Consider the following 22,848-nt stretch of genomic DNA (forward strand, 5'->3'; position numbering starts at 1 on the left):
CGGCGTTATGGACCCGTTGCCGGGCTGCCTGCCGTCGGCCGGGCCCGGCAAGGTAGCGTCGACCCTGCCATGGAACTTGCCTACATTCCCAGCCCGTCGCGCGGGGTGCTGTACCTCGGTCCCGTCCCGCTGCGCGGCTACGCCTTCTGCATCATCATCGGTGTCTTCGTAGCCGTCTGGCTCGGCAACAAACGCTGGGTCGCGCGGGGCGGACGGGCCGGTACGGTCGCCGACATCTCGGTCTGGGCCGTGCCCTTCGGTCTGATCGGCGGGCGCCTCTACCACGTGATCACGGACTACGAGCTGTACTTCAGCGAGGGCCGTGACTGGGTGGACGCCTTCAAGGTCTGGGAGGGCGGGCTCGGCATCTGGGGCGCGATCGCCCTCGGCGCGGTGGGTGCGTGGATCGGGTGCCGTCGGCGTGGCATCCCGCTGCCCGCGTACGCCGACGCCGTCGCGCCCGGTATCGCCCTCGCGCAGGCGATCGGGCGGTGGGGCAACTGGTTCAACCAGGAGCTGTACGGAAAGCCGACGGATGTGCCGTGGGCCGTGGAGATCACGTCCTCCACGGACGGGCGGCTGCCGGGGACGTACCACCCGACGTTCCTCTACGAGTCGCTGTGGTGCATCGGTGTCGCGCTCCTCGTCATCTGGGCGGACCGCCGCTTCAAGCTCGGACACGGGCGGGCGTTCGCGCTGTACGTCGCCTCGTACTGCGCGGGGCGGTTCTGGATCGAGTACATGCGGGTCGACGAGGCCCACCACATCCTCGGGCTGCGCCTCAACAACTGGACCGCCCTGTTCGTCTTCATCCTCGCCGTGATCTACCTCGTCCTGTCGGCCCGGAAGCGGCCGGGGCGGGAAGAGGTCGTCGAGCCGGGGGTCTCCGACGGCGACGGGGACGAGGGCGCTGCTGCGGTGGACCTCGAGAAGGACGCTCAGATGGACGACGGGGACTCGGAGTCGGCGGAGCCCTCGGGCAAGTCCGACGCGAAGCAAGAGAAGGACGCGAAGGAAGAGAAGGACGCGGAGGCCTCCGACTCCGTGGTCGAGAAGAAGGCCGAGTCCGCCGAGAAGAGCTGACGCACCGCTCCGCTCGCTGCGATCCGCCGCTCCGCGCCGGAGCCCCACCCACCCGCCCGTTCAGGCGGGTGGGTTTTTGGGTTGTCAGTGTCTGGTGGGGCGGTTGGCCAGGGAGAGGGTTCTGTGGGCGCTCGCTACCACCGCTGGGTCGATGAAGCGGCCGTCGGGGAGGGCTTGGGCGCCGGGGGTCGCGGTGGCGGCTTTGACGATCTCCTCGGCCGACTCGATTTCCTGCGGGGTGGGGGCGTAGGCGCGTTCGATCACCGGGAGCTGGCGGGGGTGGATGGCCGTGCGGCCCAGGAAGCCGAGAGCGCGGCCGCGGGTGGAGGAGATCGCCAGACCTTCGAGGTCCTTCGTGTCCGGATAGATCGACTGGGCCGGCGAGGGGAGGCCTGCGGCGCGCGCGGCGAGGATCACTCGGGAGCGGGGCCAGTCGAGGGCCGGGTCGTGGAGGACGGCCAGGTCGGCGCGGAGGTCCGTCTCGCCGAGGGCGATGCCGTGGAGGGCGCGGTGGGCGGTGGCGATGTCGTAGGCCCGTTCCACGCCCAGGGCCGATTCGAGGAGGGCGTACAGGGGGATCGCTCCTCCTTCCGCGGGCGCGGTTCGTTCCGCGACCCCTACGACCTCGGCGGGGGACGTGATCTTCGGGAGGCGGAGGGCCGTCAGGCCAGGGAGCGGGGAGAGGGTACTGAGGTCCTCTTCGGCGTGTGGGGTGTTCAGGGCGTTCACGCGTACGTGGACCGGGACGGGTGGCGGGGCCGAGAGGAGTTCGGCTGTGGCCGAGCGGGCGTAGTCCTTGCGGTCGGGGGCCACCGCGTCCTCCAGGTCCACGATCACCACGTCCGCGCCGGAGGCCAGGCCCTTGGCGACCACCTCCGGGCGGTCGCCGGGAACGTAGAGCCAGGTCAGGGGGAAGGGTGTCGTCGTCTGGGGGGTCACAGGGCCCCCTCCTGTCGGAGGGTCTCGATGTCCGGTTCCGACAGGCCCAGTTCGGTCAGGATCGAGTCCGTGTCGGCACCGTGTGCGCGGCCCGCCCAGCGGATGGCGCCGGGGGTGGCGGAGAGGCGGAAGAGGACGTTCTGCATGCGCAGGGGGCCGAGGTCGGGGTCGTCGACGGTCGTGATCGTGTCCAGGGCACGGTACTGGGGGTCGGTCATCACCTCCCGTACGTCCTGGATGGGGGCCACCGCCGCCTCCGCCTTCTCGAACACCTCGATGACCTCCTCGCGGGTGTGGCGGGCGATCCACGCGCCGACCGCCTCGTCCAGGACGTCCGCGTGACGGGCCCGGTCCGCCCCTGAACCGAACCAGGGCTCGTCGATCAGCTCGGGCCGGCCGACCAGGCGCATCACCCGTTCCGCGATCGACTGGGCGGAGGTGGAGACGGCCACCCAGGAGCCGTCCGCCGTGCGGTAGGTGTTGCGGGGCGCGTTGTTGGCGGAGCGGTTGCCCGTGCGGGGCTGGATGTGGCCGAGCTGGTCGTACCAGAGGGGCTGGGGGCCGAGGACGGTGAGGATCGGCTCGATGATCGCCATGTCGACCGTCTGCCCCTCGCCGGTACGGTCACGCGCGGCGAGCGCGGTCATCACCGCGTACGCCGTCGCCAGGCCCGCGATCGAGTCGGCCAGGCCGAAGGGGGGCAGGACCGGTGGGGCGTCCGGCTCGCCGGTGATCGCGGCGAAGCCGCTCATCGCCTCGGCGAGCGTGCCGAAGCCGGGGCGATGCGCGTACGGGCCGAACTGGCCGAAGCCGGTGACGCGGGCGAGGACCAGGCGCGGGTTCGCCGCCGACAGCTCCTTCCAGCCCAGGCCCCATTTCTCCAGGGTGCCGGGGCGGAAGTTCTCGATGATCACGTCGGAGGTGGCGGCGAGGCGGAGGAGTGTGTCCCGGCCGCCGGGGGTGGAGAGGTTCAGCGTCAGTGTGCGCTTGTTGCGGCCCAGCAGTTTCCACCACAGGCCCACGCCGTCCTTCGAGGGGCCGTGGCCGCGGGACGGGTCCGGCTTCGTGGGGTGCTCGATCTTGATGACCTCCGCGCCGAAGTCGCCGAGCATCGTGGCGGCGAGGGGGCCGGCGAAGAGGGTGGCGAGGTCGAGGACGCGGAGGTGGGTGAGCGGGGGGTCGTACGCCTGGGTCATGGGTGGGGGGTCTCCCGGAGGGTGAGGTGGGCCAGGGCGTCGAAGCCGATGCCGTTGAAGTCGGCGATCGAGGTGGCCAGGCGGTTCTTGAGGGGGGCCGTCCAGCGGTCGGGGAGTGCGTCCGGGGAGCCGGTCAGGAGGCCGGCGATGCTGCCCGCCGTGGCGCCGTTGGAGTCGGTGTCCCAACCGCCCGACACCGCACGGCAGATGGAGGCCGTGAAGTCGCCGTCCGCGTGGGTGAGCGCGGCGGTGATCAGAGCCGTGTTGGGGATGGCGTGGACCCAGTGGTGGTCGGCGTAGGCGGTGTGGAGTTCGTCGACGATCGTGTCGAAGTCGCGGGTCTCGGCGGTGAGTCGGAGGGCGTGGTTGATCGCCTTCGCCAGGCGGGAGTCCGGGGGGACGACCTGGAGGCCGGTGCGCACGCAGTGGTGGATGTCGTGGGTGCCTGTGCTTCCGACCGATGCGGCCTGGGCGATGGTGGCCGCGATGTATATGGCCGCGTAGACGCCGTTCGTGGTGTGGGTGAGGGTGGCGTCGCGGTGGGCCTGTTCGGCTGCGGCGGCCGGGTCGCCCGGGTTGGTCCAGCCGTGGACGTCGGCGCGGATCAGGGCGCCGATCCATTCGCGGAACGGGTTGCGGTGGCGGGCGGTGTGCGGGGGGTCGATGCCGGTGAGGAGGTTGCGGTAGGCGATGCGTTCGGCGGTGAAGGTGCGGCCTGCGGGGAGTTCGTCGAGCCAGAGGGTTGCCACGTCGGTGGTCGTGAAGTGTCTGCCGTGGCGGGCGAGGAGGAGGAGGTTGAGGAGGGGGTAGTTGAGGTCGTCGTCCTCGGGCATGCCGTCGATGTTCTCGGCGAGGGAGGTGGGGGCCGAGCGGCGGTTCCAGGGATGGGCGGCGAGGAGTTCCGGGGGGACGCCTCGGGCGGTGAACCAGGTGGTGAGGGGCCAGTTGCCGGTGGAGCGGGCGAGTTGGCGGATGGCTGTGAGGGACAGCTTTTCGACGGGTTTGCCCAGGAGGCAGCCGACGGCGCGGCCGAGCCAGGCGGCCTCGAGGCGGGGGAGGTGCGCGGCTGGGGTGGGAGGGGTTTCTTCCCTGAGCCCGCCCCTTCCCGAAGCCGGGGGGCCCGCCCCCAGCCCCCCGGACGTTGCGCCTACCGGAGCTGACAGGGTGCCGTCTGCGCCCACCCTCTCCCACTCTCGACTTCGCTCGAGCGGGGGGACCCCCATCGCACCGGCGGCACGACTGCCCGCAGGCTGAGCGGGATGGGTGGGGTGGGCGGGCCAATTCCTGCACAGGGCCTTGATCTTGCTCAGCTCTGTCGGCTCACTCTCCGCCAAGCTGCTCGGCAGGTCTGCCAGTTCGTCCAGCAGATCCTCGGCCAGGAGTCTCAGGTAGCGGGAGGCCCGTTGAGTGGACGCGCCGGCGCGGAGGGGGGCCGGGGGGCCGCCCGCTGATTGCCAGCGGGCGGCGATGGCCGAGGGTTCGCGGCCGTCCTGCAGTGCCTGCTGGAGTTCGTGGCCCAGGAGGTCCTCCGGTTGGACCCAGGTGAGGCGGAGGGGGGTCACCGGAGGCGGGCCAGGGTGGTGAAGGCGGACTCGTGGGCGCGGCGGCGGCGTACGTCCTGGGCGTGGATCTGGAGGGTGACCTCCGTCAACGTCCGGGCGGGAGCGTGCAGGTCCAGGCGGCTGGCCTCCGCCACCGTCTTGGCCCAGTCGGACGGGATCTCCGAGCCCAGTGCGCCCGCGAGAGCGCCCGACATCGTGGCGATCGAGTCGCAGTCCCGGCCGTAGTTCACCGAACCCAGGACCGCGTGGCGGTAGTCGCCGCGGGCCACGAGCAACATGCCCAGGGCGATGGGGAGTTCCTCGATCGCGTGAAGGCGGGAGGGGCGGCGGGCGCCGAGGGAGGGGGCACGGTAGTCGGGGCCGACCGTGTCGAACGGGGTCACCGCCTCGCGGAGCGGCCGTAGCGCCGACTCGAAGTCCGTGTGGCGGCGGGCCACTTCGCACACCGCCTCGATCGCCGCGCGTGTGCCGTCCTTCGCGACGGCGAGGCAGGTCCCGATCACCGACTCAGCGGTGGCGCCCGGCGTGCACGCCGCCGCGACCCCCGCCGCGAACACGCCCGCCGCCTCCCTGCCGTACGACGACTGGTGAGCGCCCGCGATGTCCAGGGCCTCGGTGTACGCGCCCCCCGGGTCGGCCGCGTTGACCAGGCCGACGGGGGCCATGTACATCGCGGCTCCGCAGTTGACGATGTTGCCGGTGCCGGCCTCACGGGGGTCGATGTGGCCGTAGTGGATGCGGGCCACCAGCCACTTCTCGGCGAGGAAGACCCGCTGGAGGGGGAGGGCCTCCGCCTCCAGTTCGGGGATCCAGCGCGGGGTCGTCATCATGTCCGGCACCAGGTGCTCCGCGATGGCGTAGGCGTCCAGATGGTCGCGTACGCGGTCGTACACCCGTACCAGCGCGTGGGTCATCAAGGTGTCGTCGGTGACGTGGCCGTCGCCCTTGTGGTAGGGGGCGATGGGGCGGGCGGTGCGCCAGTCATCGCCGTTCCAGGGGCCGACGATGCCGTGGACGCGGCCGCCGTGGCGTTCGAGGATCTGCTCCGGGGTGTAGCCCTCGACCGGGCCGCCGAGGGCGTCGCCGACGGCGGCGCCGACGAGGGCGCCGGTGATGCGCTCGTCGAGGCTTGCTTCAGCGTTTGCTTCAGAGCCTGCGTCAGGATGGGGCATTCTGTGCTGGTTGGCTTCGGTTGGGGGCGTCATGCCCGAATCATCCTCCGGGGGTGGCGAGTTCCGTGGCTGCGAGAAGTTCGGCGAGGTGTACGAGGTCCGTACCGGTGAGTCGGGGGAGCGCGCAGCCGGAGAGGGTGCGGCAGGCGTCCCGCCAGGAGTCGGGGATGGCGGAGCCGCCGCTGAGCGCACCGGTCAGGGCGCCGGCGAGGGCCGGGGCGGAGTCGGCGACGCGGGAGAGGCAGGCGGCGGCGGGGACGGCCTCGGCGATCCGGCCGCGGGCGGCGGTGGCGAGGGCGAGCGCTACGGGGACGGTCTCGGCGGCGGCGATGCCGTAGCTGTAGACGTGGTCGACGATCTGGTGCTCCAGGAGGGGGACCAGAGCGAATGTTCCTTCCTTTTTGTGGCGGTGGGCGAGGTCCAGGGCGTGGCGGGCGTTGCGGCCGATCTCCGTTTCCGCCGGGAGTTCGGCCAGGGCCGCTGCCGTGCAGTCGTCGACGTCCGCGCCGACGAGCGCCAGCGCGAGCGCGGCGGCCATCGCGCGTGCGCCGTGCACGCCGTCGCCGTCCTGGGTGTAGCGGGCGTCGAACTCGGCGAGATCGGCGGCGCGTCGGGGGTCGCCGGGGTGGGCCAACGCCAGGACGCAGGCGCGTACGCAGGCCGCGTCGTCGAAGTAGTGCGGGTTGTCGTGGCCGGTGGCGGGTGGGCGCAGGCCGGTGGCGAGGTTGCCGAGTCCGGCGCGTACGGAGATACGGGCGCGCAGGGGGAGTACGGCGGACTCGACCTCGGGGGCGCGTTCGGCGGCGGCCGCGATCTCGCTGGCCACGGCGTTCCAGGAGAGGTCGATCGAGGCGCGGGTGCGGCGTTCCAGGCTGAGGTCGCCGAGGGCGCCCGCGTCGCCGGCGCGGAGGAGTGCCTCTGCGGCGAACGCCGCCCATTCCGCGTCGTCGGAGGGGCCGAGGCGCAGGGGCTCGGGGGGTTGGTTGAGGGCGATGGGGACCGGGAGTGTGGTGGTGGCGTTCTGCTCGGCGAAGGTGTCCAGTTCGCGGGTCAGGCGGCGCGTCCACTCCGGCATTCGGGCGGCTCGGTGGCGGGCGGCGGGCCAGCCTGCGGCGTCGCCTGCGGCCAGGCCGAGCAGGAGACCCTCGATGCGGTGGCCCTCCGGGGGGTGCGCCGGGCCGGCCTCGGCTTCGCCCTCGGCCGGGTTGCTCCCACCCGCAGCACCCGTGCGACTTTCGTCGTCGGGTGCGGGTGGCCCCTGCGGGGCGTCCCCGCCGTCGGCGACCGCGGGTTGGGGGGTGATCGACTTCGCCACGACCGCGGGTTGGGGGGTGATCGGCTTCGCCACGATCGTGGGTTGGGGGGTGATCGGCCTCGTCACGGTCGTGAGCTCGGCTTCGACCGGCTGCGCCGCGACAGCGGGTTCGATCCCGCCAGTCGCGTTCGGCGCCCACGAGGTGGGTGTCGTGCGGGGCGTCGCTTCGTCGTACGGCGCGGGTGTTGCGGTGCGTGTCGTCTCGTCGCCCGGTGTTGAGGGTGGGGCGGGTGTGGTCTCGTCCCACGGTGTGGGTGGGGTCATGACGGGGTCTCCGATCTGGTGTCCGGTGCCAGGGCGAAGGTGCTCGGATCCGGTGGGGGCCACTCTTCGCGGTGGAGGGGGGTCGTGTTGGTGCCCCATTTGCCGCCCTCTCCGGGGACCAGGAGTTCTGCCACGTCCAGGACGTGGTGGCCCGCCATGGAGGGGAGGCAGCTGCCTCTCGCCGGGCCGATGGCGGTGGTCCACTCGGTCGGGATCGATGACGCGCCCCGGGTCGCTCCGGCCAGGGCGCCGGCGACGGCGGCGGTCGTGTCGGCGTCGCGGCCCATGTTCACCGCCGTCAGCACCGACTCGGTGAAGTCGCCGTCGGCCGCCGCGTAGGCGCCGAAGGCGAGGGCGACGGCTTCGGGGGCGAGGTCGGTCCAGGGGTAGCCGCCGATGACGACGGCGGAGCGGACCGCGCGTTCGCCGCGGTGGGCGACGGCGACCGCGCGGCGCAGGGAGCGGGCCGTCCAGGAGTCGTCGGGGATCACGGCGAGGGCGGAGGCCACGACCGCGATCGTGGGGGCACCCGCCATCGCCGCCGCCACTCCCGCCGCGACCGCCTGGCCGCCGTAGATGCCCTCGCCGTCGTGGCTGACCGAGCCGTCGATGGCGACCAGGCGGGCGGCCTCCGCCGGGCGGCCCGCCGCGAAGACGCCGAAGGGGGCGGCGCGCATGGCCAGTCCGTCGCTCCAGGCGTGCCGGTGCTGAGCCGAGATCGGCGCGGCAAGGCCCCGGCGGAGGTTCTCCAGGGTGCCGCGTTCGCTGAAGCCGGCGCCCCGGAACGGGCCCTCGTCCCGGTCCGCGATCCACTGGTGCCAGGCAGTCTCCACATGCGTGACGGTGAGCGCCGAGCCGTGCCGGGCCAGCAGCAGCCCGGAGAAGATGGCGTACTCGGTGTCGTCCGTGCCCGAGGGGCGCTCGGTTACGTACCCCGTGATGCGCCCCCAGCGCGCGCGGATCTCGGAAGGTTTCATGTTCTCGGCGGGCGCCCCCAGCGCGTCCCCGACGGCGAGCCCGAGCATGGCCCCGCGGGCCCGCTCGCGGAGGGCGGCGGCGTCACCGGGCGCCGGGACCGAGGGAATGCAGGCGATGGAAGGCATACGGTCGCCTCTCTGGCCCTATGGGCAGTTGATCCGCTCTGAAGATTTCTCTGTGTAGATCTCTGCCACATCGGGTGCCTCGCCGGCGCGTGGAACGCTCGTGTGTCACCCGGTCGACATCTGTGCAGGGCCATGTACGAATGAGCGGCGGCGGTTTCTCGAACAAGTGTCAACCCGGGTAAGTACGGCCTTCCTTGCTGGCAGAAGCAATTTTCCGAGCGTACGTTCGACGTGAGGAAAGGGGCTTGATCGTGGCGATCATCGACACCGAAGCCGCGTTGCACGAGGCGCACCGTGACAACCACACCCACCGGGACGTGAACGGCGGCTGGCTGCGGCCCGCCGTGTTCGGGGCGATGGACGGGCTCGTGTCCAACCTGGCGCTGATGACCGGTGTCGCGGGCGGGTCGGCCGGACGGGAGGGGGTCGTCGTCGCCGGGCTCGCGGGGCTCGCCGCCGGGGCCTTCTCCATGGCCGCCGGTGAATACACCTCCGTGGCCTCGCAGCGGGAACTCGTCGAGGCCGAACTCGACGTCGAGCGACGGGAGTTGCGCAAGCACCCCAAGGACGAGGAGGAGGAGCTGGCCGCTCTCTACGAGAGCCGTGGGGTCGAGTCGGGGCTCGCGCGGGAGGTGGCGAGACAGTTGTCGCGCGATCCGGAGCAGGCCCTGGAGATCCATGCGCGCGAGGAGCTGGGCGTCGATCCCGGCGACCTTCCCTCGCCCGCCGTCGCCGCCGTGTCGAGCTTCGGCTCCTTCGCGCTGGGCGCCCTGCTGCCCGTACTGCCGTATCTGCTCGGCGCGGGCGCGCTGTGGCCCGCCGTGCTGGTGGCGCTCGTGGGGCTCTTCGGGTGCGGTGCGGTGGTCGCCCGGGTGACGGCCAGAACCTGGTGGTTCAGCGGGCTGCGGCAGCTGGCGCTTGGGGGTGCCGCGGCGGGTGTGACGTACGCCCTGGGCAGTCTGTTCGGAGCGGCCGTATGATGGATCGGATGGCTACGTATGCGCGGGACCGTATAAGTAGTCGTTACCAGTCGGTTTCGGATGCTTAACCGCTGGGCATGAGCCGTAAGCGCCGCGGGCAAAGACGCCTGCCAAACAACCGATGTAGTGGGCGACGACGCCTCCTGCGCCCCCAGGTCGACCGACACTGATCTGTCCGGTCGCCACCCCTTGTTTCACGCCACCGTGTGCGGCACCCCTCCGCGCCCGTGGCGTCCGCATGTTGGGACGAAGTATCCGGTTCCCGAGAATCGTTCCATCATGTAACCTGCACGAAATTTTGCACTTTTACGCAGAGGGCCAGCGTCGTCCCTCGGCACATGCTCCCCCAGAGCCTTCAAGGGCCTGGGAGGTACCCCCAGCCAAATGACGACGACGGGAGAGCCGATGCGTACGCCGCGCCAGCCGTCCCAGCACTCCGCGAATGGCCAGAAGTGGTCCTTCATGGATGCTCGCCCTGCTGCGCAGGGTATGTACGACCCCCGCAACGAGCACGACGCCTGTGGCGTCGGCTTCGTGGCCACCCTCACCGGCGAGGCGAGCCATGCGCTGGTCGAGCAGGCGCTCACGGTTCTTCGTAACCTGGAGCACCGCGGTGCCACCGGCTCCGAGCCCGACTCCGGCGACGGCGCCGGCATTCTCTCGCAGGTTCCCGACGCGTTCTTCCGTGAGGTCGCCGGATTCGAGCTGCCCGAGGCAGGCTCGTACGCCGTCGGTACCGGCTTCCTGCCCGAGGAGGGCACCGAGGACGCCGTCGCCCGCATCGAGGCCATCGCGGCCGAGGAGGGCCTGACCGTCCTCGGCTGGCGCGACGTGCCCGTCGCCCCCGAACTGCTCGGCGCCACGGCCCGCTCGACGATGCCCGCCTTCCGTCAGGTCTTCGTCACCGACGGTGCCGCCGTGCCTGCTAAGGACATCGACCTCGACCGCAAGAGCTTCGTGCTGCGCAAGCGCGCCGAGCGCGAGGTCGACGTCTACTTCCCCTCGCTCTCCGCGCGGACGATCGTCTACAAGGGCATGCTGACCACCGGCCAGCTGGAGCCCTTCTTCCCGGACCTGTCCGACCGCCGCTTCGCCTCCGCGATCGCGCTCGTGCACTCCCGGTTCTCCACCAACACCTTCCCGTCGTGGCCGCTCGCCCACCCGTACCGCTTCGTCGCGCACAACGGCGAGATCAACACGGTCAAGGGCAACCGCAACTGGATGGTCGCCCGCGAGTCCCAGCTGGTCTCCGACCTGTTCGGCCCCACGGAGACGCTGGACCGGATCTTCCCGATCTGTACGCCGGACGCCTCCGACTCGGCGTCCTTCGACGAGGTCCTGGAACTGATCCACCTCGGCGGCCGCTCCCTGCCGCACTCCGTGCTGATGATGATCCCGGAGGCGTGGGAGAACCACGACTCCATGGACCCGACCCGGCGAGCCTTCTACCAGTTCCACTCCACGATGATGGAGCCCTGGGACGGCCCGGCCTGTGTCACCTTCACCGACGGCAAGCAGGTCGGCGCGGTCCTCGACCGCAACGGACTGCGCCCCGGCCGCTACTGGGTCACCGAGGACGGCCTCGTCGTCCTCGGCTCCGAGGTCGGCGTCCTCGACATCGAGCCCTCCAAGGTCGTCCGCAAGGGCCGCCTGCAGCCCGGCAAGATGTTCCTCGTCGACACCGTCGAGCACCGCATCATCGAGGACGACGAGATCAAGGCCGGCCTCGCCGCCGAGCAGCCGTACGCCGAGTGGCTGGAGGCCGGGGAGATCGAGCTCTCCGACCTGCCCGAGCGCGAGCACATCGTGCACACCCACGCCTCGGTCACCCGCCGCCAGCAGACCTTCGGTTACACCGAGGAAGAGCTGCGCGTCATCCTCGCGCCGATGGCCAAGACCGGTGGCGAGCCGCTCGGTTCGATGGGCACGGACTCGCCGATCGCCGCGCTGTCCGCGCGTCCGCGGCTGCTCTTCGACTACTTCACCCAGCTGTTCGCGCAGGTCACCAACCCGCCGCTGGACGCGATCCGCGAAGAGCTGGTCACGTCGCTCCGCAGCTCGCTCGGTCCGCAGGGCAACCTGCTCGAGCCGACGGCCGCCTCCTGCCGTAGCGTCACCCTGCCCTTCCCGGTGATCGACAACGACGAGCTGGCCAAGCTCATCCACATCAACGCCGACGGCGACATGCCCGGCATGAAGGCCGCCACGCTCTCCGGCCTCTACCGGGTCTCCGGCGGCGGTGACTCCCTCGCCGCGCGCATCGACGAGATCTGCGCCGAGGCCGACGCCGCCATCGACAACGGCGCCCGGCTGATCGTCCTCTCCGACCGCCACTCGGACGCCGAGCACGCGCCGATCCCGTCGCTGCTGCTCACCGCGGCCGTCCACCACCACCTCATCGGCACCAAGCAGCGCACCCACGTGGGTCTGCTGGTCGAGGCCGGTGACGTCCGCGAGGTCCACCACGTCGCCCTGCTCATCGGCTTCGGCGCCGCGGCCGTCAACCCGTACCTGGCGATGGAGACCGTCGAGGACCTCGTCCGCGCCGGAACGTTCCTCTCCGACATCGAGGCCGAGCAGGCCATCCGCAACCTGATCTACGCCCTCGGCAAGGGCGTCCTGAAGGTCATGTCCAAGATGGGCATCTCCACGGTCGCCTCCTACCGCGGCGCCCAGGTCTTCGAGGCCGTCGGTCTCGCGGACGAGTTCGTCGAGAAGTACTTCACCGGCACGGCCACCAAGATCGGCGGCGTCGGCATCGACGTCATCGCCAAGGAGGTCGCCGCCCGCCACGCCAAGGCGTACCCGGCCAGCGGCATCGCGCCGGCCCACCGCGCCCTGGAGATAGGCGGCGAATACCAGTGGCGCCGCGAGGGCGAGCCGCACCTGTTCGACCCGGAGACGGTCTTCCGCCTCCAGCACTCGACCCGTACGCGTCGCTACGACATCTTCAAGAAGTACACGGACCGCGTGAACGAGCAGTCCGAGCGTCTGATGACGCTGCGTGGCCTGTTCGGCTTCAAGGAGGGCGTGGAGGGACGCGCGCCGATCTCGATCGACGAGGTCGAGCCGGCCTCCGAGATCGTCAAGCGGTTCTCGACCGGCGCCATGTCCTACGGCTCCATCTCCCGCGAGGCGCACGAGACGCTCGCCATCGCCATGAACCAGCTGGGCGGCAAGTCCAACACCGGTGAGGGCGGCGAGGACCCGGACCGTCTGTACGACCCGGCGCGCCGGTCCAGCATCAAGCAGGTCGCCTCCGGCCGCTTCGGTGTGACCTCCGAGTACCTGGTCAACGCGGACGACATCCAGATCAAGATGGCCCAGGGCGCCAAGCCCGGTGAGGGCGGTCAGCTGCCCGGCCACAAGGTGTACCCGTGGGTGGCGAAGACGCGTCACTCGACGCCGGGCGTGGGCCTCATCTCCCCGCCGCCGCACCACGACATCTACTCCATCGAGGACCTGGCCCAGCTGATCCACGACCTGAAGAACGCGAACCCGCAGGCGCGGATCCACGTGAAGCTGGTCTCGGAGGTCGGCGTCGGGACCGTGGCCGCGGGTGTCTCCAAGGCACACGCGGACGTCGTCCTGATCTCCGGCCACGACGGCGGTACGGGCGCCTCGCCGCTCACGTCGCTGAAGCACGCCGGCGGTCCCTGGGAGCTCGGCCTCGCCGAGACCCAGCAGACCCTGCTCCTCAACGGCCTGCGCGACCGCATCGTCGTGCAGACCGACGGCCAGCTGAAGACCGGCCGTGACGTGGTCATCGCCGCGCTGCTCGGCGCCGAGGAGTTCGGCTTCGCGACCGCGCCGCTGGTCGTCTCCGGCTGCGTCATGATGCGCGTCTGTCACCTGGACACCTGCCCGGTCGGCATCGCCACGCAGAACCCGACGCTCCGCGACCGGTTCTCCGGCAAGGCCGAGCACGTCGTGAACTTCTTCGAGTTCATCGCCGAGGAGGTCCGCGAGATCCTCGCCGAGCTGGGCTTCCGCTCCATCGAGGAGGCCGTCGGCCACGCCGAGGCGCTCGACGTGACCCGCGCGGTCGACCACTGGAAGGCGCAGGGCCTGAACCTGGAGCCGCTGTTCCACGTGCCCGAGCTGCCCGAGGGCACGGTCCGCCACCAGCTGATCGAGCAGGACCACGGCCTGGAGAAGGCGCTCGACAACGAGCTGATCAAGCTCGCCGCCGACGCACTCGCCGCCTCGGACGCCACCGACGCCCAGCCGGTCCGCGCCCAGATCAAGGTCCGCAACATCAACCGCACGGTCGGCACCATGCTCGGCCACGAGGTGACGAAGAAGTTCGGCGGGGCCGGTCTGCCCGAAGACACCATCGACATCACCTTCACCGGCTCGGCGGGCCAGTCCTTCGGCGCCTTCCTGCCGCGCGGTGTCACGCTGCGCCTGGAGGGCGACGCCAACGACTACGTCGGCAAGGGCCTCTCCGGCGGCCGTGTGATCGTCCGCCCCGACCGGGGCGCCGACCACCTCGCCGAGTTCTCGACGATCGCGGGCAACACCATCGCCTACGGCGCGACCGGCGGCGAGCTGTTCCTCCGCGGTCGTACGGGCGAGCGGTTCTGTGTCCGCAACTCCGGCGCGACGGTCGTCTCCGAGGGCGTGGGCGACCACGGCTGCGAGTACATGACCGGCGGCCACGCGGTCGTCCTCGGCGAGACGGGCCGCAACTTCGCGGCCGGTATGTCGGGCGGCATCGCGTACGTCATCGACCTGAACCGCGACAACGTCAACGTCGGCAACGTGGGCGCCGTCGAGGCCCTCGACGACACCGACAAGCAGTGGCTGCACGACGTGGTGCGCCGCCACGCCGAGGAGACCGGCTCGACGGTCGCCGAGAAGCTGCTCGCCGAGTGGCCCGTCGCCGTGGAGCGCTTCAGCAAGATCATCCCCAGCACGTACAAGGCAGTGCTCGCCGCCAAGGCCGCCGCCGAGCAGGCCGGTCTCTCCGAGACCGAGATCACCGAGAAGATGATGGAGGCGGCGATCAATGGCTGACCCGAAGGGCTTCCTGAACCACGGGCGCGAGGTCGCCAAGTCCCGCCCCGTCGACGTACGTCTGAAGGACTGGAACGAGGTCTACGCTCCGGGTTCGCTGCTCCCGATCATCTCGAAGCAGGCGTCCCGCTGCATGGACTGCGGCATCCCGTTCTGTCACAACGGCTGTCCGCTCGGGAACCTCATCCCCGAGTGGAACGACTACGCCTACCGCGAGGACTGGGCGGCGGCTTCGGAGCGTCTGCACGCGACGAACAACTTCCCGGAGTTCACGGGCCGGCTGTGCCCGGCCCCGTGCGAGTCGGCCTGCGTGCTCGGCATCAACCAGCCGGCCGTCACCATCAAGAACGTCGAGGTCTCGATCATCGACAAGGCGTGGGACACCGGCGATGTCGCGCCCCAGGCCCCGGAGCGTCTGTCCGGCAAGACGGTCGCGGTCATCGGCTCGGGCCCGGCGGGCCTGGCCGCCGCGCAGCAGCTGACGCGGGCCGGTCACACGGTCGCGGTGTACGAGCGCGCGGACCGCATCGGCGGTCTGCTCCGCTACGGCATCCCCGAGTTCAAGATGGAGAAGCGGCACATCAACCGCCGCATCGAGCAGATGCGCGCGGAGGGCACCCGCTTCCGTACGGGCATCGAGATCGGCCGCGACCTCAAGGCGACGGACCTGAAGAAGCGGTACGACGCCGTCGTCATCGCCGCGGGCGCCACCACCGCCCGTGATCTCCCGGTCCCCGGCCGCGAGCTGGCCGGCATCCACCAGGCCATGGAGTACCTGCCCCTGGCCAACAAGGTGCAGGAGGGCGACTTCGTGGCGCCCCCCATCACGGCCGAGGGCAAGCACGTCGTCGTCATCGGCGGCGGTGACACGGGCGCGGACTGCGTGGGCACGGCCCACCGCCAGGGCGCGGCCTCCGTGACGCAGCTGGAGATCATGCCCCGCCCGGGCGAGGACCGGAACGTCTCGCAGCCGTGGCCGACCTTCCCGATGCTCTACAAGGTCACCTCGGCGCACGAGGAGGGCGGCGAGCGGGTCTACTCCGTCTCCACCACCCACTTCGAGGGCGACGAGGACGGCAACGTCCAGTTCCTGCACCTCACCGAGGTCGAGTTCATCGACGGCAGGCTGACCCCGAAGCCGGGCACGGAGCGCAAGATTCCCGCCCAGCTGGTCACGCTGGCGATGGGCTTCACCGGCACCGACCGCGACAACGGTCTGGTGGACCAGTTCGGCCTGGACCTCGACGAGCGCGGCAACATCGCCCGCGACGCCGACTTCCAGACCAACATCCCCAGTGTCTTCGTCGCCGGTGACGCGGGTCGCGGCCAGTCGCTCATCGTGTGGGCGATCGCCGAGGGCCGGTCCGCGGCTCGGGGCTGCGACCGCTTCCTCACGGGGGCGAGCGAACTGCCGGCGCCGATCCGGCCGACCGACCGCTCGCTGATGGTCTGATCCTGCCGACCGACCGCTCGCTGATGGTCTGACGGCCCCACACAAGGCGGTGACCTGACGGTCACCCCACATACGTCCCGTACAACGGCGTACGGAACACAGACGGCGCCTGCCCGCCAGTCCCCGACCGGACGACTGGGCAGGCGCCGTTGCATGTCCGGGGACCGCCAGGGCGGAACGCCCGCTGCCCGGCGGTCGCCGTTCGCTCAGCCCGTCATCGCCGAGACCTTCGCGAGCGCCAGCACCACCCATAGCGCCAGCACCGCCGCACACGCCCCCGCCTGCACCAGGACTCTCCGTCGGTCCCGGGGCGCGTAGGCGAACGCGAGGGCGATCAGGCCGCCGGTCAGGAGGCCGCCGAGGTGGCCCTGCCAGGAGGTGACGACGGCCGAGATGATCAGCCACACCAGCAGGCCCGCCATGAAGCGGTTGATGCCCGCCGGGTCGGCGCCCAGGCGGCGGGCGAGGACGTAGTACGCGGTGCAGACGCCGAAGATCGCGCCGGAGGCGCCCACCGTGGTGCCGTCGGGGTCGAGGAGGAGGACGAGGGCGGAGCCGCCGAGGGCCGAGAGGAGGTAGAGGGAGAGGTAGCGGGTGCGGCCGAGTTGGGATTCGACGATCCTGCCGACGTTCCAGAGCGTGAGCATGTTCATCACGATGTGGAGGATGCCGAAGGTGCCCTCGGTGGGCGGGAGATGGAGGAACGCGCCGGTGAGGAGGCGGTACCACTCGCCGTCGATCACACCTTCGAGGTGGAAGTCGTCCGGGTAGGCGCTCTGCCAGACGTAGTGGAGGCCGTCCGGGCCGGCCAGGCCCCGGCCCAGCATCGCGAAGTCGTCCACGATCTCCGGGCGGAGCAGCTCGGCGACGTAGGCCACGACGTTCAGGCCGATCAGGATGTACGTCACCAGTGGGACGGTCGAGATACGGCCGCCGAAGGCCGTGCGGGCCTGGCGGACCGTTCTCGAGCCCTCCTGCACGCACTCCGGGCACTGGTGGCCCACGGCCGCGTCGCGCATGCAGTCCGGGCAGATGAACCGCTCGCAGCGCGTGCAGCGGACGTACGACTCCACTTTCGGGTGGCGGTAGCAGGTGGTGACGGCGGGCTCGGACGACGACGGGGACTCGGGTTCCACGGCCGGCTCCTTGTGGGTGCGGGACTGATGACGAGCCGGTGAGGACGGCGGCGAACAAAATAGCGAACGATCTGGGGTGAGTGGGGAGGGGGTGGCACATGGGGTGTCATAGCCTCGGGTCTCCCGCAGAGCCTCGATGCCAGGAGACCGCCGTATGCCCGCGATCAGCCTCAGCAAGATGCAGGAGACCGCCCCCGCGCTCGTGGACCTCTACAAGGCCGCCGGGATCTCCCTCGACAGACACGGGCTGAAAGGGCAGCGGGCCGCCGTCTATCTCGTGGTCGACCACAGCGGTTCCATGCGGCCGTACTACAAGGACGGCAGTGTGCAGGCCCTCGCCGATCGCGTGCTCGGACTGTCCGCGCAACTCGACGACGACGGGAGCGTGCCGGTCGTGTTCTTCTCCACCGGGGTCGACGCGGTCACGGAGATCGGTCTCGCCGATCACCACGGCCGGATCGATCGAGTCGTGGCCGGGCTGGGACACATGGGGAAGACCAACTACCACCTGGCCATGGACGCCATCATCGACCACTACCTCGACTCCGGTGCCGAGGATCCGGCCTTCGTGGTGTTCCAGACGGACGGTGGGCCGACCGGCAAACTCGCCGCCGAACGGTACATGTGCAAGGCCGCCAGGCTCCCCCTCTTCTGGCAGTTCATCGGCTTCGGCGACCCCGACAGCAAGCAGTTCGACTTCCTGCACAGGCTGGACGAGTTGGCCGTGCCGGGCAAGCGGGTCGTCGACAACGCCGGGTTCTTTCACGCCGGTTCGGATCCGAGGGCCGTCTCCGACGAGGAGTTGTACGACCGGCTGGTGGAGCAGTTCCCGAAGTGGCTGGTGGCGGCCCGGGCCGAGGGCATCGTCAGGTAAGGCGTGCAATGGAAGTGGGGGGTGATCCCCATTTACATCGTCGGACGTGCGTGCCACCCTGAGAAAAGCCGAGGGGAGGGCTACGCATGGGCGGGGCGCGGGCGGTCGAGGCGGGTGTCGGCGACGGCGGAAGGGGCGCCGCGCCGGGCAAGGGGGAGCGGGTCGCGGACTGGGCCGACGGGCGGCTCGGGCTGTACGGGATCGCCAAGGCCAATCTGCGCAAGGTGTTCCCGGACCACTGGTCCTTCATGCTCGGCGAGATCTGCCTCTACAGCTTCCTCATCCTGATCCTCACGGGCGTCTGGCTGACCCTCTTCTTCGAGCCGAGCGGCGTCGAGGTCGAGTACCACGGCACGTACGAGCAGCTCAACGGCGTCCTGATGACCAGGGCGTACGAGTCCACGCTGGAGATCAGCTTCGACGTGCGCGGTGGTCTGCTGATCCGGCAGATCCACCACTGGGCGGCGCTCGTCTTCGTCGCCGGGATGCTCATCCACATGATGCGGGTGTTCTTCACCGGCGCGTTCCGCAAGCCGCGCGAGATGAACTGGGCGTTCGGCTGGACGCTGCTGTTCCTCGGCATCCTCACCGGCCTGACCGGCTACTCGCTCCCGGACGACCTGCTCTCCGGCACCGGCATCCGCTTCGCGCAGGGCGCCATCCTGTCCGTGCCGATCGTGGGGACGTACCTGTCGTTCTTCCTGTTCGGCGGGGAGTTCCCTGGGCACGAGATCATCTCCCGGCTCTTCCCGATCCATGTGCTGCTGCTGCCCGGGATCATGCTGGCGCTGGTCGTCGCCCATCTGATCCTGGTCTTCCACCACAAGCACACGCAGTACCCCGGGCCCGGCCGGAACCGGACGGCGGTGGTCGGCATGCCGTTCATGCCGGTCTACGTGGCCAAGGCCGGCGGCTTCTTCTTCCTCGTCTTCGGTGTGCTGACCTTCATGGGCGCGATCGCCACCATCAACCCCGTGTGGGCCTTCGGGCCGTATCGCCCCGACCTCGTCACCACCGGCGCCCAGCCCGACTGGTATCTCGGGTTCTCCGAAGGCCTGATCCGGGTGATGCCGGGATGGGAGATCAACGCCCTCGGACACACACTCGTCCTCGGTGTCTTCATCCCCTTCTCCCTCTTCCCGCTGATCATGCTGGCCATCGGCGTCTACCCGTTCGTCGAGGCGTGGATCACCGGCGACAAGCGCGAGCACCACATCCTCGACCGGCCCCGCAACGTACCCGTCCGCACCGGCCTGGGCGTGGCCTGGCTGAGCCTCTACGGCGTCCTGCTGATCGGCGGCGGCAACGACATCGTCGCCACCCATCTCCATCTCTCGATCAACGCCATCACCTGGTTCGTGCGCATCGGCTTCTTCGCGGTGCCCGTCGTCGCCTTCGTCGTCACGAAACGGATCTGTCTGGGGTTGCAGCGCCGAGACCGCGACAAAGTCCTGCACGGCCGCGAGACCGGCATCATCGAACGGCTCCCGCACGGCGAGTACGTCGAGGTCCACGAGCCGCTCTCCCAGGCGCAGCTGTTCGCGCTCACGCAACATGAGCAGGACCCGCCGTACGAGGTCGGGCCGCTCGTCGACGCGAACGGGGTGCGGCGGCGGGTCAGGCCCGTCGACCGGCTCCGCGGCCGGCTCGCCCGCGCCATGTTCGGGCCCGGGGCGCGGATCCCGAAACCGACGGTCGAGGAGTATCGCGAGATCAGCAGCGGCGACCACCACCACTGAGGACCGTGCTTCGGCATGCGGCCGGGCCGCCCCACGCGGTCCGCAGCGCACTGGCCTTCGTCAGCCAGAGCGACAGGTCGTACTCCGCCGTGTAACCGATGGCGCCGTGCAGTTGGAGTGCGGTGCGCGCGGTAGCGTACGCCGCCTCGCACGCCGTCACCTTGGCCGCCGCCACATCCGCCGGGTCCAGGGTGACCGCCGCCCCGAAGACCAGCGGACGCGCGAACTCCAGGGCCACCTTCGCGTCCGCCAGCCGGTGCTTCACCGCCTGGAACGAGCCTATGGGCACGCCGAACTGGGTGCGCCGCCTTACGTACGCCACCGTCCTGTCCAGGAGAGCCAGTCCGATGCCGAGGGCCTGGGCGGCGACCGCGAGACGGGCCCAGGTGAGGCCTGGGGCGAGGGAGGGCGCGTTCGTGGCGAGGAGTTCGCCGCCGGGGGAGAGAGGGGTCAGGCGGCGGGCCGGGTCCAGGGAGGGGCGGACGGGGCCGTGGCTGGGGGAAAGGCGTAGTTCGCCTGTGCCCAGGTCGAGTGACAGGTGGGTCGTCGCCGCGTCCCCGTCCAGCGCGTACGACTCCGGTGACGGTGCCACCGTGGCCATGGCCTCCCCGGACACCAGCGCCGGGAGCAGGCGCTTGGCCGGGCCCGGGTCCTCCAGGCCGGCCAGGAGGACCGCCGCCGCCACTGTCTCCACGAGGGGGCCCGGCACGGCGTGCCGCCCCAACTCCACGAAAGCGACGGCCAGTTCGACGGGGAGGGGGCCGACCCCCTCGTACGCCGACGGCGCCGCCAGCGCGAAGACGCCGGCCTCTGCGATACGGGACCACAGCGCCCGCCCGGCCTCGTGCTCGCCCCGACCCCAGGCCCGTACGACGGAGGGCGTGTCGGCGGCCGTCATCATGGCGTCCAACGACTCGGTGAACGCCCGCTGCTCGGTATCGAGGAGGAAGCGCATCAACGGCGGCCCTTCGAGGTCGGCGGAGTCGGAAAAATCGGTGAGCCCATCAGCGGCGGCCCTTCGGCAGGCCGAGGAGGCGCTCGGCGATGATGTCGCGCTGGATCTCGTTGGTGCCGGCGTAGATCGGGCCGGCGAGGGAGAAGACATACCCCTCGGCCCAGTCCGAGTCCGCCAACGACCCGTTTTCCCCGAGCAGTTCGAGTGCGGTTTCGTGCAGGGCGATGTCGTACTCGGACCAGAAGACCTTGTTCAGGCTGGACTCGGGGCCGACCGACGTGCCCTCCAGGAAACGGGAGGCGGCCGCGTAGGTGAAGAGCTGGTAGGCGCGGGCGCCGATCAACGCGTCGGCCACACGGTCGTGTGCGGACGCCGGGCTCCCCTGGGTGTGCCAGAGGTCGAACAGCCGGTTCGCGGAGGCCAGGAAGCGGCCCGGGGAGCGGAGCATCAGGCCGCGTTCGTTGCCGGCGGTGGACATGGCGATGCGCCAGCCCTGGCCGGGCTCGCCGATGACGTCCTCGTCCGGGACGAACACGTCGTCGAGGAAGAGTTCGGCGAAGGCGGGCTTGCCGTCCAGGCGGCCGATCGGGCGGACCGTCACGCCGGGGGCACACAGGTCGAACATCAGATACGTCAGCCCCTGGTGGGGCTTCGGGGTGCCCGGCTCGCTGCGGAACAGGCCGAACGCCCGGTCCGCGAAAGCGGCACGTGACGACCAGGTCTTCTGCCCGGTCAGCAGCCAACCGCCGTCCGTGCGCACCGCCTTGGAGGTGAGCGAGGAGAGGTCGGACCCGGCCTCGGGCTCCGACCAGGCCTGGGCCCAGACCACCTCGCCGGAGGCCATCGGGGGCAGCACGCGGGCCCGCTGCTCCTCCGTGCCGTGGTCGAAGAGGGTCGGGGCGAGGAGGTTGATGCCGTTCTGGCCGACGCGGCCCGGGGCGCCCGCCGCGTAGTACTCCTCCTCGAAGACCAGCCAACGCGGCAGGCCCGCGTCGCGGCCGCCGTACGCGGTCGGCCAGTTCACCACCGACCAGCGGTCGGCGGACAGTTCGGCCTCCCAGGCGCGGTGGGCGGCGAAGCCCTCCTCCGTCTCCAGGGAGGGGAGCGGCTCGGGCGGGACATGGGCGCGCAGCCATGCGCGGGCCTCGGAGCGGAAGGCCTCGTCGGCGGGGGAATGGGCGAGGTCCATGGGGCACACCCCTCTTTGCCTGACAAACGTTTGGTCTTCCCTAACAAGTGTTTGGTAGGTTAGCGTGCCCGCATGACGAACGTCGAGTCTCCGACGTACCTCCCCGGCCACGGGCTCCTCACCGGACGCACCGCCGTGATCACCGCGGCAGCCGGCGCGGGCATCGGCGGAGCGACCGCGCGACGCTTCCTGGAGGAGGGGGCGCGCGTCCTGATCAGCGACGCCCACACACGCAGACTCAAGGAGTACAAGGCCGAGCTGGCCGACGAGTTCGGGGCGGAGTTTGTCCGGGCGGTGCCGTGCGACGTGACCGACGAGGATCAGGTGCGGGCGCTCTTCGAGGCGGGCGTCCGGCTGCACGGACAGCTCGACATCGTCGTCAACAACGCGGGCCTCGGCGGCACCTCGGATCTCGTCGACATGACCGACGAGCAGTGGTCCAAAGTGCTGGACGTGACGCTGAACGGCACGTTCCGGTGCACCCGGGAGGCTCTGAGGCTGATGCGGGAGAGCGGTGGCGGCGTGATCGTCAACAACGCCTCCGTCGTCGCCTGGCGCGCCCAGGCAGGCCAGGCGCACTACGCTGCGGCGAAGGCGGGCGTGATGGCCCTGACCAGGTGCGCGGCGGTCGAGGCGGCCGAGTACGGGGTCCGGGTCAACGCCGTGTCGCCCAGCCTCGCCGTGCACCCGCACCTCGTGAAGGTCACGACCCCCGAGCTGCTGGCCGAGCTGACCGCGCGAGAGGCCTTCGGGCGGTACGCCGAACCCTGGGAGGTGGCCAACGTGATCGTGTTCCTCGCGTCCGGCTACTCCTCGTACATGACGGGTGAGATCGTCTCCGTCAGCAACCAGCACCCCTAAGGACAAAG

The 22,848-nt window shown here is 70.7% G+C and carries 16 protein-coding genes; 7 read left to right on the forward strand and 9 right to left on the reverse strand.

The window, feature by feature from the left end:
- Positions 1-69: 69 nt before the first annotated feature.
- A complete protein-coding gene (gene lgt / locus ACFU53_RS12275; RefSeq protein WP_383989695.1) occupies positions 70-1,083 on the forward strand; it encodes a prolipoprotein diacylglyceryl transferase in 1,014 nt (337 codons plus the stop codon).
- Between the two features lie 84 nt (positions 1,084-1,167).
- On the opposite strand, the gene ACFU53_RS12280 is transcribed toward lgt, so the two are convergent.
- From ACFU53_RS12280 to ACFU53_RS12305, 6 genes are read right to left on the reverse strand one after another with little or no spacing between them, the layout of a single operon-like run.
- Positions 1,168-2,022, reverse strand: a complete 855-nt coding sequence (locus tag ACFU53_RS12280) for an HpcH/HpaI aldolase/citrate lyase family protein (RefSeq protein ID WP_383989698.1) — start codon at positions 2,020-2,022, stop codon at positions 1,168-1,170.
- Complete coding sequence (locus ACFU53_RS12285; protein ID WP_383989701.1) at positions 2,019-3,218, reverse strand: CaiB/BaiF CoA transferase family protein; 1,200 nt, start codon at positions 3,216-3,218, stop codon at positions 2,019-2,021. The genes ACFU53_RS12280 and ACFU53_RS12285 overlap by 4 nt, the downstream gene beginning before the upstream one ends.
- Positions 3,215-4,780, reverse strand: coding sequence for an ADP-ribosylglycohydrolase family protein (locus ACFU53_RS12290; protein WP_383989704.1), 1,566 nt, complete (start codon positions 4,778-4,780; stop codon positions 3,215-3,217). Before ACFU53_RS12290 ends, ACFU53_RS12285 begins: the two co-directional genes overlap by 4 nt.
- The gene (locus ACFU53_RS12295) at positions 4,777-5,952 is read right to left on the reverse strand and encodes an ADP-ribosylglycohydrolase family protein (RefSeq protein ID WP_383989707.1); all 1,176 of its coding nucleotides are present in this window, start codon (positions 5,950-5,952) and stop codon (positions 4,777-4,779) included. The genes ACFU53_RS12290 and ACFU53_RS12295 overlap by 4 nt, the downstream gene beginning before the upstream one ends.
- A 40-nt stretch (positions 5,953-5,992) precedes the next feature.
- Entirely contained in the window at positions 5,993-7,531 is a 1,539-nt protein-coding gene (locus ACFU53_RS12300; protein WP_383989710.1) for an ADP-ribosylglycohydrolase family protein, read from the reverse strand.
- Positions 7,528-8,634 carry an ADP-ribosylglycohydrolase family protein gene (locus tag ACFU53_RS12305; RefSeq protein ID WP_383989713.1) on the reverse strand — a complete coding sequence of 369 codons (1,107 nt, stop codon included), beginning with the start codon at positions 8,632-8,634 and terminating at the stop codon, positions 7,528-7,530. The genes ACFU53_RS12300 and ACFU53_RS12305 overlap by 4 nt, the downstream gene beginning before the upstream one ends.
- Before the next feature lie 251 nt (positions 8,635-8,885).
- On the opposite strand from ACFU53_RS12305, the gene ACFU53_RS12310 reads away from it, so the two are divergent.
- From ACFU53_RS12310 to ACFU53_RS12320, 3 genes are all read left to right on the forward strand, one after another.
- The gene (locus tag ACFU53_RS12310; protein WP_383989716.1) at positions 8,886-9,614 is read left to right on the forward strand and encodes a VIT1/CCC1 transporter family protein; all 729 of its coding nucleotides are present in this window, start codon (positions 8,886-8,888) and stop codon (positions 9,612-9,614) included.
- A gap of 405 nt (positions 9,615-10,019) precedes the next feature.
- Positions 10,020-14,633, forward strand: coding sequence for a glutamate synthase large subunit (gene gltB, locus ACFU53_RS12315; RefSeq protein WP_383989804.1), 4,614 nt, complete (start codon positions 10,020-10,022; stop codon positions 14,631-14,633).
- Positions 14,626-16,086 carry a glutamate synthase subunit beta gene (locus ACFU53_RS12320; protein WP_383989720.1) on the forward strand — a complete coding sequence of 487 codons (1,461 nt, stop codon included), beginning with the start codon at positions 14,626-14,628 and terminating at the stop codon, positions 16,084-16,086. The genes gltB and ACFU53_RS12320 overlap by 8 nt, the downstream gene beginning before the upstream one ends.
- 206 nt (positions 16,087-16,292) lie before the next feature.
- On the opposite strand, the gene ACFU53_RS12325 is transcribed toward ACFU53_RS12320, so the two are convergent.
- Positions 16,293-17,222: a rhomboid family intramembrane serine protease gene (locus ACFU53_RS12325; RefSeq protein WP_383989723.1), complete on the reverse strand. Its 930-nt coding sequence runs from the start codon at positions 17,220-17,222 to the stop codon at positions 16,293-16,295.
- A 154-nt stretch (positions 17,223-17,376) separates the two neighbouring features.
- On the opposite strand from ACFU53_RS12325, the gene ACFU53_RS12330 reads away from it, so the two are divergent.
- On the forward strand, positions 17,377-18,096 hold the full coding sequence (locus ACFU53_RS12330) for a vWA domain-containing protein (RefSeq protein WP_383989726.1): 720 nt from the start codon (positions 17,377-17,379) through the stop codon (positions 18,094-18,096).
- An 86-nt stretch (positions 18,097-18,182) separates the two neighbouring features.
- Positions 18,183-19,835, forward strand: coding sequence for a cytochrome bc complex cytochrome b subunit (locus tag ACFU53_RS12335; RefSeq protein WP_383989729.1), 1,653 nt, complete (start codon positions 18,183-18,185; stop codon positions 19,833-19,835).
- On the opposite strand, the gene ACFU53_RS12340 is transcribed toward ACFU53_RS12335, so the two are convergent.
- Positions 19,810-20,790, reverse strand: a complete 981-nt coding sequence (locus tag ACFU53_RS12340) for an acyl-CoA dehydrogenase family protein (RefSeq protein WP_383989732.1) — start codon at positions 20,788-20,790, stop codon at positions 19,810-19,812. The genes ACFU53_RS12335 and ACFU53_RS12340 overlap by 26 nt on opposite strands.
- A gap of 49 nt (positions 20,791-20,839) precedes the next feature.
- A complete protein-coding gene (locus ACFU53_RS12345) occupies positions 20,840-21,979 on the reverse strand; it encodes an acyl-CoA dehydrogenase family protein (RefSeq protein WP_383989734.1) in 1,140 nt (379 codons plus the stop codon).
- Positions 21,980-22,051: 72 nt separating this feature from the next.
- Between ACFU53_RS12345 and ACFU53_RS12350 the strand changes: the two genes are divergently transcribed.
- A complete protein-coding gene (locus ACFU53_RS12350; protein ID WP_383989737.1) occupies positions 22,052-22,840 on the forward strand; it encodes an SDR family oxidoreductase in 789 nt (262 codons plus the stop codon).
- Positions 22,841-22,848 lie beyond the last annotated feature (8 nt).

It is taken from the genome of Streptomyces sp. NPDC057474, assembly GCF_042802555.1.
GTDB lineage: Bacteria > Actinomycetota > Actinomycetes > Streptomycetales > Streptomycetaceae > Streptomyces.